Consider the following 15,176-nt stretch of genomic DNA (forward strand, 5'->3'; position numbering starts at 1 on the left):
CCTAAAAAACCGGCTTTACATCTCATTTTTATATAAAAAACCCATAAACAGACACTGAACTAATGATTTATTTTTAAGACTAATACCCATTGAGATAGGCAATTAAAAACCATAATATTCAATAAGATAAAAAAATAATAGATAAATAAATAACATTTACAATCACTTTTATTTCATTTTACTGGCCTAAAAAAACCTCTCCGAGTTAAATCAATGTCGTAAGTCAATACATCGTGCATTCTACATATGGGCGCTAAATCTATCGACTAAACCAATAGAGAATAGATACACGCTTTTAGCCGTTATTTGTATTGACTACACCTTGATAAAACCAAAGTACATACATATAGGATTTTTAAAATGGATAAGAAAATTATTGCTCTAGCAGTGGCAGCCGTTATTGCCTCTCCACTATCATTTGCAGCTACTGCGACAGTAGACTCAAGCACCACTCAAAAAGTTCAAAACAACCAAGATACCGCCATCAAAGCCAACACAATCTATTCTGGTGAAGGTGCAAGTATCAAAGTCGGTGGACGTGCAGAAGCTCGTATGGCAGTTCAAGATGGTAAATCTACAGACAATTCAAGAGTACGTTTTAACCTTTTAGGTAAAGTCGAAATAAACGATGACTTATATGGCGTTGGTTTCTATGAAGGTGAATACCAAACAAATGATGCTGACGGTGAGAACGATTTCTTAGACAATCGTAAAACTTTCGCAGGTATTGGCGGTTCATTTGGTCTAGTCACTTATGGCAAGAACGATGGTGCGCTTGGCCAAATTACGGACTTTACCGATATCATGGCGTATCACGGCGCAGTTGCTGGTGGAAAGCTTGCAGTTGCAGACCGTACAGACAACATGGTTTCATATGCAGGTGCTTTTGACGATCTTTCGGTAAAAGCAAGTTTACGTTTTGCTGATAACACAACAGATGCTGAAGTGGCGGACACATTTACAGACAATGACGCTGACGGTTATTCGCTTTCTGCTGCATATTCGTTTAGTGATTTAGGATTGGGCATTGGTGCTGGTGTTGCAAATCAAGATGAAACGGATGAGTACAACATGGCACTTTCTTACGAGATAGGTGGCTTCTATTTAGCTGGTCAATACAATGTGATAAATGATGCAACTGTTGACAGCACAATCGTAGACTCAACAGCATATGATTTTGCTGTAGCTTACACTATGGGCCAATACGTTATCAGTGCAACCTATGGTGAGCAAGAATTGGATACAGGCAGCGTCGAAACAACTGTTGCTGAATCGGCTGCAATCGACATGACTTATTACTTCAAAAAGAACTTCCGTACTTACATATCATATAACTTCAACATGTTAGATAAAGACGATGTAGGAACAGTTAATTCTGAAGATGAGTTAGCACTTGGTTTACGTTACGACTTCTAATTCATAATTTTTAAACGTAAAATTACCCGCCAAATGGCGGGTAATTTTTTATGCTTAATAAACTTTTATACCTAACACACCAACATTTTTTAGTGCGCAATCCACAACTTAGAGTCGTTCTCTACAGATGTCATCAACATTGTGTCCTCACTAATTCTATCAATTTTTCTAACTTGCAGCATATCGACAATAAAAATATCCTTCAATCTTTCGATATCTTTTTGAGTAATATAATCTTTCCTCACTGTTGCAATATCATGGACATCACCTGCTTCTAAAAATAGATACCCTTGATCATATTCCCATTTACCCATATTAGACAACTCTAGACTAAATAAAATATTATTATTACTATCGAACACTTCAACAAATGAATTTTGTATATAAGATTTATCATTCAAATATTTAAAGTCGCTATCTATTATAGCTGAATGTACTTTACTAAGAACAAACTCCTCGTTATACCCTTCTTCTTTCGGAACAAAAATCGTTACATTGGAGTGCCAATTTTTAGAAGTCAGATTCGATTGTTCCGGTGAGTCACTATTATAAGCATAAAAACCTAAAGGAATTGAAATGATACTAGCCATTACTAAAAGTTTATTTTTTAACACTATAAAACCTCATCTCACAAAATGTCTTCAAATCCACGTTTCTTGCCATGAAAATATAACTAGAACTCTTAGTTAGAACCTTATCCACAACGTTAATTGTCAACTCGTTTCTAAGCGTATAAGAAGCAACAACCTTATCTGCACTGCCATGTTTATCGTGATATTTCAAAGTCTTATAAATACAATACTTTAGAGCTTCATTATATTCATAGTCTTCATAATTATCAGTTAACATGTAGATACCAACACGACCAAGCTTATCTACTTCATGCGTTGATGTATATTTTGGTGAAAGCTTAGCATCTGAAAACCAGATGTAATTAACTGCAAAAGCAACCGACATGAAGACAAAGAAACACAAGGAATACAAGAAATAACTTTTCTTTATTAATTTTTTTATGCTGGATTTATTACTTGATTTATTACTTGATTTATTGCTTGATTTATTGCTTGATTTAATAGCATCTTCTTGATTAGAGATATCTCCATTAAAATTATCATTTTGATCTTCTTCCACTCTTTCACAACTTGCAATAAATTGATATCCATGCTTCGGAATCGTCTTAATAAACTCGGGGTTTTTCACCGAATCTTTTAATATTTTTCTAACCGTTGATATGGCCTGTATAACACTAGATTCATCTACATGAAAACCGTTTCTTTTCCAAACAATTTCATGTATTTGGTCTCGACTTAATACTTCATTAGGCCTTTCTATAAATGCCAAAATAATATTACTTTCATTGTTACCTAACCATACAATATCGCTACTATCGCTTTGCTTTGATAATGATTTCGTGTTGGCATCAAAAATATATTTGTCATTTAGAAAGTATTTGTTCTCAGAAAACATGAATATGAATACCTCCCCATTTTCTACGGAAATTCATTTAAACACTCTTATAGCTTCTTATGGTGAAGTCACGCTTCAGTAACTAGGGGGAGTATACCGTAAACTTTCTCTCAACAACAGTTATTATACACTCGTGCAGTAAATATTTTTAGATTTTTTATCCCATAAATATGTCGTATTTCTACTCCCTCTATATGATCTAGTTAACATTTTTGGGGCGTAGTCTCGCGAATGATGTCTGAACGAAAATTTACATTTATTATTTCTATAAATGATATTAATAATAACGCTATGGCTCTACGATGAAACTTAACACTATAACGACATTACTGTTCTTAGCATCGGCCAATTTGTCCGCTGCTACTTTGACAATTTCGACCACTACCAACAGCCGAGATTACCCGCTAAGCGAAGAACACCCAATAAACGTTGAACTTAGTAAGGACAGCTATTCCATTAAAATCACTGACATTGATGGCAGTTGCAGTAGTGAAGCGACTACAGCATTGAAATTTAATACTCCAACCCACCTAGACTGCCAAAAACCAAGCGAATTCGACCTAAAAATACGCGTCAGCGGAAACTATTTATTTACGTTCAACCAAGAAGCACCGTCGATTACGTTAACCAAGCAAAAAAGTAAAACCGTTAAAAAAGAGTTTAAACGTCCGATTCCAAAAGTCACTTGTGATTCCTATCAGGGCGGTGAAGTGACATTGAACGTAGCGACTACATTCGCAGATGGTACGAACCTCAGAGAGAAATTCACAGGTCAAGTCGTTACGGTTGATAATCAGCAAGTCACGTTGACACCTTCAACTCAGAGTGGCGGTATGGTTTTACTAGAGCCAGTGAAAAAACAGAAAAACAAAGAGGTTCAACCGCTCGATTGGCGCAACGCAAATATCTATTTCGTGATGGTCGATAGATTTAATAATGGTAACCCAAATAATGACGGTAGCTACGGACGGCAAAAAGATGGTAAAGACGAAGTAGGTACTTTTCACGGTGGTGACTTGAAAGGCGTTATCGAAAAACTTGATTACATTCAGAGTTTAGGGACAGATGCATTATGGCTATCCCCTATCGTAGAACAGATACATGGATTCGTTGGTGGAGGAGAGAAAGGCTCTTTTCCGTTCTACGCCTATCACGGCTATTGGACGCGAGACTTTACTAAGATAGACGAGAATTTTGGTAACGATAGTGATTTAGCGCTACTCGTACAGGAAGCTCATAAAAGAGGAATAAAAGTCCTATTAGACGCGGTTGTAAACCACAGTGGATACGCATCCCTTGCTGATCTGCAATTTGATGGCGTCGATGTTGTCAGCGCGAAGAGCAACTGGCCTGATAACTGGACGACTTGGACACCAAGTAGCAATGAAAATTGGCACAGTTACAATAATAGTATCGATTATTCTAGCCAAAACTGGATGGATTGGTGGGGCCCAGACTGGATTCGGGCGGGGTTTCCTAATCATAGCAAACCAGGTACAGGTGACATAAAGATGTCCCTTGCCGGTTTACCTGATTTTATTACGGAGTCAGACAAAGCCGTTACCCCACCCAAGTGGTTATTGGCTAACCCAGGCACTCGAGTCTCATCTAGACAAAATTTTACTGTATCTGATTATTTAATTGAATGGCAAACCGATTGGGTTAAACGTTTTGGAATAGATGGTTTTCGTGTTGATACGGTGAAGCATGTAGAAGGCGAAGTCTGGCAGCGGTTAAAAAAACAAGCGACAGAAAACTTAAACGTATGGCGTAAACAAAATGGGAAATCAGGACAACCATTTTGGATGATGGGCGAAGTATGGGGTCATTCCGCCTATCGCAGCCCTTATTTCGACGATGGCTTTGACGCCCTAATCAATTTCGACATGCAGAAAAAAATGGATAAAGGTGCCGCCTGCTTTAGTTATATAGCAGACACCTATCAGTCTTATGCAGACACCATACAGTCTGAAAAAGACTTCAACCCAGTAAGCTATATGTCATCCCATGACACAGAACTGTTTTTTAGTCGCTATAAGTCATTCGATATGCAAAGAGACGCGGCGAGCGCATTACTGCTTAGCCCCGGCGCAATACAAGTTTACTATGGTGATGAAGTGGCTAGAGCTATTGGCCCCTATGCCGATGATTTCCATCAAGGCACTCGGTCCGATATGATTTGGCAATTAGATGGCGAAAGAGAAAAGCTTCTTGAACACTGGAAAATTCTAGGGCAATTTAGAAAGGCTCATCCTGCTATAGGTGCTGGCTACCATAAAGAGCTTAAACAATCTTCGGGATATGCTTTCTCGCGAATTTTAGGTGATGACAAAATTATCGTCGCTTTTGTAGGCAAGTAACCTGTTGAAACCTTAGTTTGATTAAACACTTCACAAATCAATTACAGAGCCTATATAATCATATCCTTATATAGGCTCATTAAAAGGAATTATCTGTGACCTTAAGAAAAGTTATCACCCTATTTTTGACGTTTATTGCGTTTTCAAGCTTTGCTGAAAATCGCGCAGACTTAGCATGGCAAAAGGTAGAGCAAGGTGCACTGCTGGTTGATGTTAGAACACCGCAAGAATTCGAAACGCAGCACCTCGAATCAGCCTTAAACTTTCCACTAAACACCGTAAATGTTGCATTCAATAATATAGATAAAGACCGGGATATTGTTGTCTATTGCCGAAGCGGTAATCGATCGGGGCAAGCCGAACGCTACCTAAAACAGATTGGCTTCACCAATGTTCATAATGGGGGTGGAATGGAAGAATTGATAGCAGCCAAATAAACGCTATTCTCACGCATCGATGTCGCTTTACGCTTAGTGTGTTGCAGGATACTTCAACGGTTTAACCACAGAATCTAATCCTTCAATTTTTAAGGCTAAGCAAAGCTGCATCAATTCCCCTAATTCACCTTGGGGAAAGGATTCTTTTCGAGCAAACCAAAGCAAATACTCTTCAGGTAGATCTATCAAAACACGCCCTGCATATTTACCAAAAGGCATTTTCATTCGTGCTAATTTAATCAGATTTTCTTTTTCTAACACTTGTTTATCTCAACCTTCTTTTAAAGAATAGACGTACACCGTCTAACATTAAACTAACCAATTCGGTATAACATCACTTTTGCTAAGATCATACGTTGTTAAATAGAAATTCTAATCGAAACGTGATTGTAGCGTGATTCATTTTATCTTCTTCCAAATCGTTATCCCAATTATATTCCGGCGTTATTTCATAGAATAACCAGTCTCGATAGACGTTCTGTCGATAAGTGATTGATATGTGTTTATTGCTTAAATAACCGTGCGGTTTATCGTGCCCAGTCAAACTCGCTTTATAACTAAGCGCCTGCTTGGGTGAAATAGATTGGTACAATGTTAACCCCGTACCTAGCTCAAAGTGGTCCACGTCATTTTCATACTTCGCATAGTTAGCCCAACGAATAAGAAATTGCTCACTTAACGTGTGGTCCAAATCGATTTGCGTTCTCTCTCCTAGTACACTTTTACGGCTATACACCCTCTGTGTAAGATTCAGCAGAGTATCTTGAGTAAAAGAGTAGCTATATCGATATCGCGCCTCTATGCTTGGTCTAAGCGTCACCTTAATATTAAAGCTACTCCTTTCTTTTGCGTACCAATCATATCGAAGGCCTAATGAGCTTTCTAAATCCTCGCCACTTGTTGGAAACAAATCTTGTAAATCATCATCGGCATCAGATTCAAAAACAAGTTTGAGTTTCTTAGTTGCTTTAGGTAAGTGCAATTTTGCTTTAAGTGAGGTCCTATACTTGAATCCTTCTGATTTTGACCAAGAATAATCGTTATACCAGCGCACCATTGTTCCCGCTCTAGCGTCGTCTGTCACTCGCTCATCGACAAAAAAACTATCAAACCATATTGCTGGTTGGCAAAACTTTGTATTTAAATAATGGTAGGCGCTATCTAGCGCATCAACTTCTTTATTTTCACTATAACAATGTGCTTCTGCATCCTTAAGAGTCACTATATTGTTATTCACAGTGCTAGGCTCTTCTTCCTGTGCAAAAACAGAAAAAGATAAAAACAATAGTTTTAAAAATAATACGTTAAGTCTTTTCATGGTATGCATATTAAACGACATCCTCAAAAACATCGACATTAAATCCCAATCAAGACAAGTAATTTCTATTTATTAACAAATATGTTTGGACCGTAAAAGCAAACCGTATTATTCAAAGGCCAACAAAGGTCTTCACGACACGCTGAGTGAGTTTGATTGTGAGTTCATAAGGGATAGTACCTATCGCTTTAGCGACTTTCTCTATTGGTAGCTGACTACCCCATAATTCAACATCGTCACCAATTTTATCTTGGCTTTCGCTTCCTAAATCTACGGTAATCATATCCATGGAAACTCGACCTACAATTGGAACCTGCCGCCCGTTAATCCAAACTGGCGTTCCTTCAGGTGCAAGTCTTGGATATCCATCACCGTAACCCATCGCAATAACACCGATGCTGGTATCTTGTGTTGAGTGCCACATTTCTCCATAACCCACAGGTTGGCTCTTTTGATGTTCCCTTACCGAAATAAGCCGAGTCTTAAGGGTCATTACCGGCTTAAGGTTTAATTCTGCACCTGTGTGGTCTTCAACGGGTGAAATTCCATAAAGTGCAATGCCACTGCGTGCCACGTCATAATGAGAATTTGGCCAGAACAAAAGGCCCGCTGAGTTTGCTATCGACTTTTTACCTTTGTATGCATCGGTCAAATTCGAGAAATTACTAATCTGCTGCTGAGTCTTTTGTGAAAGTAAATCGTCTGCGCAACTAAAATGACTCAAAAAATTCAGTTCACCTTCAATATTCGTGGATCTTGCAATGCGTTTAGCAAAATATTCCACTTCATCACTTTGTATACCCACTCTATGCATTCCGGTATCGAGTTTTAGCCATACCGATATAGGTTTATCAAGGGCCGTATTTTCGAATTGCTCTAATTGAGATAGATGATGAATAACTAATTGGAATTGATAACGAGACGCTAGCTGTAAGTCTTCTAGACAAAAGCAACCCTCAAGCAACAAAATTTCAGTATCAACTCCAGACTCTCGTAACTCGATCGCTTCTTCAATTCTAGCAACCGCAAACATATCAGCGTCAGGTAAAGCCAGTGCAACATCTCTTGCACTATGACCATAAGCATCACCTTTAATCACAGCAATTAATGGATTATCACCACATAAAGATTTTAGATAACGGTAGTTATGTTGTATCGATGGTAGATGAATAATTGCTTCAGCAGTAACCATATCTACTCCAATTTTAGATATAGAAAAGCTATCTTCTGCCTAAGCAGAAGCTTATTTAGAAGATAGCAATTAGGGTTTTATTTTGTATCAACGAGCGCTGATTTTTCTTTACTGAAATAACTTTTAGTAAGGGCAAACACAACAGGGCTCAATACAGCAAGTGCAATTAAGTTAGGTATCGCCATCATAGCGTTTAACGTATCACCCAATAGCCATACAAAATCGAGCTCCATCATTGCTCCGACAGGAAGAGCTAAAATAAAGATTAAACGGAATGGCAATACAGCTTTAGCGCCAAATAAATATTCAGCACAACGTTCGCCATATACAGACCAACCAACAATCGTTGTAAAGGCAAATACAGCTAAACTAATAGCAACTAAGTAGCTACCGCCAGGAATAACCTGACCAAAGGCTGCAGATGTTAATGCCGCACCAGATTCGCCACTCGTCCATGCACCAGAAATAATAATAACCAAACCTGTGATGCTACAGATAATTAACGTATCTAAGAAAGTACCTAACATCGCAATCAAACCCTGACGAACCGGGTCATCAGTTTGAGCACTGGCGTGTGCAATTGGAGCCGAACCTAAACCAGCTTCGTTAGAGAATACACCACGAGCGACACCAAAGCGGATAGCCATCCATACTGTCGCTCCAGCAAAACCACCTTCCGCAGAGCTAGGGGTGAATGCGTGCTCAAAAACCAAGGCAAAGGCAGGAATGATCCCTTCAAGATTCATAAGCAGAATAACAACGCCACATAGAATATAAGCCGTTGCCATTACTGGTACAAGCGCTCCCGCAAATTTACCTACACGTTTAAGGCCACCCAATATAACGCCACCAGCAAGAACCATAATAATGAGGCCAACAACAAGAGGCGAAAAGGAGAAATTAGATTCTAGAACTTGAGCAATTGAGTTTGATTGAACTGCATTTCCGATACCAAAACACGCGACGGCACCAAATACGGCAAATAGAGTGCCGAGCCAGGCCCATTTTTCACCCATACCATTTTTGATGTAGTACATAGGGCCACCGACAAATGCACCCTTTTCATCTTTTTCACGGTATTTCACGGCAAGAACCGCTTCTGCAAATTTTGTTGCCATACCAAGTAACGCGGTCAACCACATCCAAAACAGAGCGCCCGGACCACCAATAAATACCGCCGTTGCAACACCAGCAATATTACCAGTACCTACTGTCGCGGACATGGCTGTCATCAGAGCTTGAAATGGCGGAATTTCACCAGCACCGCTAGACTCACGACCACTCCACATCAGTTTAAATGCACGACCAACATTTAGGATAGGCATAAACTTCAACCCAACGGTCAAATAGATACCAACACCTAATATGAGTACGAGCATAGGCACACCCCAAACAATGCCGTTAATCTGACCGATAAACTCGGAAATAAATTCCATTTTCTGATTCTCCAACAATAAAATTAATTAAAATGTCGCTCTCACCTAGCTCTGCAAATTGCAGACCAAGCATAAGAAATGATTAGATTTATTTCTTTAAAGGAAGCGTTTCAATGGCAGTGAATCAATAATGGGATAGCGCTGCAAGCACAAATTTATCTTACTTTCTCGTAAATAAAAGTCATACGAACCACAAAAACCACTAGAGGCGGGATATTATACTAATTAATTAACCTGTAAAAATTCACATTTTAACAACATTACGACCTAATTGAGCTTTAGAACAATAGATGCAACCTAAGTTTTAAATGCTAAAAAATTCACTTAGCAAGTATACATTTGCACCACGAACGCGCAACAATGGCTGAAATTGCTAGATAATGGTGCATACGACAGGTGTTTATGCTAGATAATCTTTAAAGTAAATTTATAGCTTCCTTAAAATTTTAAGATATTTATGCATTTTTACCCTTAAATATGGAAAGCATAAGATTTCACAAAATCATCATTTATATGAAATTATATTTTTCTGGATAATGTTTGATTTCGAATAATTTATCTACTGAATTGTCATTTATAGCGTTTTATCCCGTAAAAAAACAAGTTATCAGGACATATAAATAATACGAAAAACTCTGTAATAGTTGTGAGAATTGAACAAAAGCCCTTTAAAACAATGGAAAGAAGGATAATAATCAAAATTAATTTTATCCAACCATCATTATTGTCACGAATTTTGCACTGCTTTTAGCATGAGTATTCAGACCAATCATCTGAACATATATCAATTTATGCTAAAAATGGAGTAACTCAATGGAACTTAAAAAACCATACCTACTATTTCTTGGTGACGCAGCCGACCCCCTAGCAGCAAAAGTCGCTCAAGGTATTAAAACTTGGCATCCGGAGTATTGTGTAGGTCAATATCGCCTACCTACATGCAACGCTGATTGCGAAGTGGATGATCTTTCTATTGAGCAGGCTGTAAAAGCAGGTGCTAAAACTTTAGTTATTGGCGTTGCGAACCGTGGTGGCGTGATCTCTCAAGAATGGATAAGTGTACTAGTTGAAGCGTTAGACGCAGGGCTAGACATTGCATCTGGCTTACACAACAAGCTGACCGATATTCCTGAATTGGTAGCAAGTGCGGAGCAAAATGGTCGTGCTCTGTTTGATGTACGCTACCCTACCCAAAGTTACCCAGTTGCTAATGGCAAAAACCGCAAAGGTAAACGTTTGTTAACGGTTGGTACAGACTGTTCATGTGGCAAAATGTATACATCACTCGCGATTGAAAAAGAGATGAAAGCACAGGGTATGAATGCAGACTTTCGTGCAACCGGCCAAACCGGAATTTTGATCACAGGTGATGGCGTTAGCGTTGACTGCGTTGTTGCAGACTTTATTGCAGGAGCGATAGAAACAATCTCTCCTGAGAATAGTAGTGATCATTGGGACGTTATTGAAGGCCAAGGCTCTCTTTTCCATCCGTCTTTCGCTGGAGTTACAACCGGTCTCATTCATGGTGCTCAACCAGACGCTCTAGTACTTTGCCATGAACCAACCAGAACACACATGCGTGGACTTATTGATTATTCTGTACCCGATATAAAAACATGTATGGAAGCGAACTTAGCAGCTGCCAAATTAACGAACCCTAACGTGAAGTTTGTAGGTATTTCTGTCAACACCTCTCAGCTTGGCGAAAAAGCCGCACTAGAATTTATGGATAAAGTAGAATCTGAATTTGGCCTTCCTGTCGTTGACCCATTCCGTCAAGGTGTGAGCCGTATAGTCAGTAAACTATCGGAGGTGTAATGCATATAAGCTTTAAAGTAAAAAGTTGGCCGATTCGAGGGAGCTTCACTATTTCAAGGGGAAGTAAGACTCAAGTCGACGTCATTCAAGTAGAAATTTCTGAAAATGGAGCGATTGGGCGTGGAGAGTGCGTTCCTTATACTCGTTACAATGAGACTATCGATAGTACATTAACAGAACTTGAAGACCTGTTACCCACCCTTAAAAAAGGGATTACTAGAGAGCAGTTGCAAGACCTACTACCATCTGGTGCAGCACGCAACGCGGTCGATTGTGCGTTATGGGATCTCGAGTGCAAACAGAATAAACAGGCTATATGGGATAACTTAGCTACGGCCCCCCGTTCTTTGGTCACCGCGTTTACTTTATCGCTAGATTCACCAGAGAACATGAAGCAAGCAGCTATAGAAAATGCGTTCAGACCTTTGCTTAAATTAAAACTGGGTGGAGGCGAAGATCTTGCCAGAGTAGCAGCGGTGAGAGAAGGTTCACCCAATGCAAAGATCATTCTCGATGCAAACGAGGCGTGGACACCAGAGCTATATAAAGAGTTAGTCCCTGAACTCGTAAAACTGGGCGTCGCTATGATCGAGCAACCTTTCCCTGCAGGAGAAGATAAAATTTTGGAAACACTTCCGAGGCCAATTCCAATCTGCGCAGATGAATCTTGTCACGATAGGTCGAGCTTAAGTGAGATCTATGGTCGCTATGACATGATTAACATCAAAACCGACAAAACCGGTGGCTTGACTGAAGCGCTCGCTCTCAAACAAGACGCTGAGAAAGCAGGGTTACAAATTATGGTCGGCTGCATGTTGTCTAGCTCATTAAGCATGGCTCCAGCGTTTGTTGTCGCCCAAGGTGCAGACATTATCGACCTTGACGGCCCACTGTTATTAAGTGACGACATCCAATATGGATTCGAATTTGAAAATAATCATATGTTGCCATTTTCGTCAAAACTTTGGGGGTAATGGGGAGTCCATTGGGTCGCCCCTTATCCATTGAATAAAATTAGGAATAAATTATGCCACGTACTGTTTACTTAAATGGTGAATATTTACCAGAATCTGAAGCGAAGGTGTCCATATTCGACAGAGGCTTTCTGTTCGCCGATGCTATTTATGAAGTGACCGCTGTCGTCGACGGTAAGTTATTAGACAATGACGGACACGTCGCTAGGCTCGCTCGTTCTTGTGGAGAGCTGGAAATGAAAAATCCTCTAACCGCAGAAGAACTCGTTCATATTCAGAAAGAATTAGTCAGACTCAATGACGTAAAAGAAGGTGGTATTTATTTACAAGTCACAAGAGGCTCATCAGGTGACCGTGATTTCGCCTACCCTGAAAACACCGAGCCGACTGTCGTTCTCTTTTCTCAGTCACGTGCGGTTGTGGACTCACCTAAAGCGAAAAAAGGTATAAAGGTTATCTCTACGCCAGACATTCGGTGGCGACGTCGCGATATAAAAACAACATCCTTGCTTGCAGCATGTATGGCGAAGCAGGCCGCTATTGCAGCTGGCTGCGATGATGTTTGGCTGATCGAAGACGGCTACGTAACAGAAGGAGGCTCTAGCAACGCCTATATTATTACCCAAGACAATGTCATTGTTACACGTCCATTAAGTAATGACATTCTTCACGGTATAACTCGAGCCTCACTATTAAAAGTAGCCAAGCAAGAAAACTTAGTAATAGAAGAAAGGTTGTTTACCATTGAAGAAGCTTACGCGGCAAAAGAAGCATTCATAAGCTCAGCGTCAACCTTTGTTTGGCCAGTCGTTGCTATAGATGACAAACCAATTGGTAGCGGATCTCCCGGTCCTATTGCGATGCAGATCAGAGAAACATATATCGAGTTTGCATTGGCACAAGCTGTATAATTGCTAACATCATGTTAACTCTAGGTTGCATTAACTTTACAGTACAATATCTCGCAGGAGCCTAAAGGGCTCCTTTTTTCTCCACTTCTGGCACCACAAGCAAACTTTTTCTCTAGCCCCCTTCGAAAGTTCTCACAAAAACAGTACAATGCCCGGTGATTTGGCACCCATTAGACTAAAACTTAGCCAGATCGCGCAATTCTCAGACAGAAAATTATTCCAAGGAGAACAAATGGAAATGTTAGAAAGCTTTTTTGGGGTCATTGGTGACCTCACTTGGGGATGGTCATTAATACCATTCCTTGTAATTTTTGGCCTATTTTTTACTATTGTTACTGATTTTGTTCAGTTTCGATTCTTCGGACGTATGTTCCGAGTACTATCAAGCAAAAACCAAACCGCTGGTAAAGACAAAATTTCCGGACGTGAAGCCCTTTTATTATCAGTTGGTGGTCGTGTAGGTGGTGGTAACATCGCTGGTGTAGCTGTTGCTATTACCCTTGGTGGCCCAGGTGCCGTCTTCTGGATGTGGGCAATTGCATTGATAGGCATGGCAACGAGTCTAGTAGAGTGTTCACTTGCTCAGCTATATAAACGTAAAGAAGGCGACGAGTTCCGAGGTGGTCCAGCACGTACTATCATCCATGGTCTTGGCGAAGATTACCGTTGGTTAGCCTATGTACTTGCATTCTGTTTAATCGCATCTTTTGCATTTGGCTTTAACGCTTTCCAAGGAAATACCGTTGCTGGTGCCGTTCAAGATAGTTTAGGCATTGACCGTATGTATACTGGTGTATTTCTTGCTGTCGTTGTTGGTTTCATCATTTATGGTGGTATCAAGCGTATTGCAAAAGCAGCTGATATCGTTGTACCAGTCATGGCCGTCGCTTATGTTGCAATGGCTTTAATGGTTATCATTACTAATATTACAGAAATTCCAGCTATCATCGTAAACATCGTATCTAACGCATTTGGCATTGAAGAAGCAGTAGGCGGTGGTATGGGTGCAGCGCTGGCACAAGGACTGCGTCGTGGTTTGTTCTCAAACGAGGCTGGTCTAGGTTCAGCTCCTAACGTTGCTGCAACAGCAGACGTTACTCACCCTGTAAGCCAAGGCATTACTCAGTCTCTTTCTGTATTTATCGATACGATTATCGTTTGTAGCTGTACAGCCTTTGTTATTCTTCTAGGTGACGTTTATGTCCCAGGAGCAGAAGGCATTGATGGTGTAGTGCTAACTCAACAATCTTTAGTTTCTCACTTCGGTGCGTGGACTCAGTACTATCTAACATTCGCAATTCTACTATTCTCTTTCAGTTCAGTTATCTACAACTACTACCTGGGTGAGAATGCACTAACCTTTATGACTAAGAGTCCAATGGCTGTGCATATATTGCGTATTCTAGTTATTGGTATCGTATTTATTGGTGCCGTAGCACCAGGTGCAACATCTGTGTTCTTCTTCTCTGATCCATTGATGGGTATTTTGGCTATAGTGAACTTACTCGCCCTAATCATGCTGTTCCCAACAGCAACTCGCTTGATCAAGGACTACAGAAAACAGCTTAAAGCAGGCATTGAACATCCGGTGTTAAACCCTGACGAGTATGCCGATCTCGATATCGATACAACCGCGTGGGTTAAAAAAACTAATCTAAGTTACGTTTAGTTTCAAACAAAAATCAGATGCCAGTCCGTTAATTCAGACTGGCATTTTTTATCCTTGGCCCGCGAAAAACTCCTATATTGTTCACAAACATAATTAATTTGGTATTAGTTGTCTTTTTGCAACAAACAAGTGCATTAAAGGTAATGTATTGCATAAATAGCTTAAGGTACTATCCGGT

Annotated in this window: 13 protein-coding genes; 7 read left to right on the forward strand and 6 right to left on the reverse strand. The window is 39.9% G+C overall.

What is annotated here, in order from left to right; translation table 11 throughout:
* Positions 1 to 360: 360 nt before the first annotated feature.
* Positions 361 to 1,416: a porin gene (locus tag PGX00_RS17750; protein ID WP_272139065.1), complete on the forward strand. Its 1,056-nt coding sequence runs from the start codon at positions 361 to 363 to the stop codon at positions 1,414 to 1,416.
* Between the two features lie 89 nt (positions 1,417 to 1,505).
* Here the strand turns inward: PGX00_RS17750 and PGX00_RS17755 are convergent, their stop codons facing one another.
* Both PGX00_RS17755 and PGX00_RS17760 read right to left on the reverse strand, forming a co-directional pair.
* Entirely contained in the window at positions 1,506 to 2,030 is a 525-nt protein-coding gene (locus tag PGX00_RS17755; RefSeq protein WP_272139067.1) for a regulatory protein ToxS, read from the reverse strand.
* Positions 2,017 to 2,883: a winged helix-turn-helix domain-containing protein gene (locus PGX00_RS17760; protein WP_272139069.1), complete on the reverse strand. Its 867-nt coding sequence runs from the start codon at positions 2,881 to 2,883 to the stop codon at positions 2,017 to 2,019. The genes PGX00_RS17755 and PGX00_RS17760 overlap by 14 nt, the downstream gene beginning before the upstream one ends.
* A 302-nt stretch (positions 2,884 to 3,185) precedes the next feature.
* Between PGX00_RS17760 and PGX00_RS17765 the strand changes: the two genes are divergently transcribed.
* Both PGX00_RS17765 and PGX00_RS17770 read left to right on the forward strand, forming a co-directional pair.
* A complete protein-coding gene (locus PGX00_RS17765; RefSeq protein ID WP_272139071.1) occupies positions 3,186 to 5,243 on the forward strand; it encodes an alpha-amylase in 2,058 nt (685 codons plus the stop codon).
* Between the two features lie 95 nt (positions 5,244 to 5,338).
* Entirely contained in the window at positions 5,339 to 5,680 is a 342-nt protein-coding gene (locus PGX00_RS17770) for a rhodanese-like domain-containing protein (RefSeq protein WP_272139074.1), read from the forward strand.
* 33 nt (positions 5,681 to 5,713) lie between these two features.
* Here the strand turns inward: PGX00_RS17770 and PGX00_RS17775 are convergent, their stop codons facing one another.
* From PGX00_RS17775 to PGX00_RS17790, 4 genes are all read right to left on the reverse strand, one after another.
* A complete protein-coding gene (locus PGX00_RS17775; protein ID WP_272139076.1) occupies positions 5,714 to 5,941 on the reverse strand; it encodes a DUF3820 family protein in 228 nt (75 codons plus the stop codon).
* Positions 5,942 to 6,029: 88 nt separating this feature from the next.
* Positions 6,030 to 6,917 (reverse strand): hypothetical protein, encoded by an 888-nt coding sequence (locus PGX00_RS17780; RefSeq protein WP_272139078.1) that lies wholly within the window; start codon positions 6,915 to 6,917, stop codon positions 6,030 to 6,032.
* Between the two features lie 193 nt (positions 6,918 to 7,110).
* Positions 7,111 to 8,190 carry an alanine racemase gene (alr, locus tag PGX00_RS17785; RefSeq protein WP_272139080.1) on the reverse strand — a complete coding sequence of 360 codons (1,080 nt, stop codon included), beginning with the start codon at positions 8,188 to 8,190 and terminating at the stop codon, positions 7,111 to 7,113.
* A 77-nt stretch (positions 8,191 to 8,267) separates the two neighbouring features.
* The gene (locus PGX00_RS17790; protein ID WP_272139082.1) at positions 8,268 to 9,626 is read right to left on the reverse strand and encodes an alanine/glycine:cation symporter family protein; all 1,359 of its coding nucleotides are present in this window, start codon (positions 9,624 to 9,626) and stop codon (positions 8,268 to 8,270) included.
* Between the two features lie 813 nt (positions 9,627 to 10,439).
* On the opposite strand from PGX00_RS17790, the gene dgcN reads away from it, so the two are divergent.
* The 4 genes from dgcN (at position 10,440) to PGX00_RS17810 (ending at position 14,998) form a co-directional block, all read left to right on the forward strand.
* Complete coding sequence (gene dgcN / locus PGX00_RS17795) at positions 10,440 to 11,444, forward strand: N-acetyltransferase DgcN (protein WP_272139084.1); 1,005 nt, start codon at positions 10,440 to 10,442, stop codon at positions 11,442 to 11,444.
* On the forward strand, positions 11,444 to 12,418 hold the full coding sequence (dgcA, locus tag PGX00_RS17800; protein ID WP_272139086.1) for an N-acetyl-D-Glu racemase DgcA: 975 nt from the start codon (positions 11,444 to 11,446) through the stop codon (positions 12,416 to 12,418). Before dgcN ends, dgcA begins: the two co-directional genes overlap by 1 nt.
* Before the next feature lie 53 nt (positions 12,419 to 12,471).
* Positions 12,472 to 13,329 carry a D-amino-acid transaminase gene (locus tag PGX00_RS17805; RefSeq protein ID WP_272139088.1) on the forward strand — a complete coding sequence of 286 codons (858 nt, stop codon included), beginning with the start codon at positions 12,472 to 12,474 and terminating at the stop codon, positions 13,327 to 13,329.
* 232 nt (positions 13,330 to 13,561) lie between these two features.
* On the forward strand, positions 13,562 to 14,998 hold the full coding sequence (locus tag PGX00_RS17810) for an alanine/glycine:cation symporter family protein (protein WP_272139090.1): 1,437 nt from the start codon (positions 13,562 to 13,564) through the stop codon (positions 14,996 to 14,998).
* The last annotated feature ends 178 nt before the right edge of the window (positions 14,999 to 15,176 follow it).

Source organism: Vibrio algarum, assembly GCF_028204155.1.
Lineage (GTDB): Bacteria > Pseudomonadota > Gammaproteobacteria > Enterobacterales > Vibrionaceae > Vibrio > Vibrio algarum.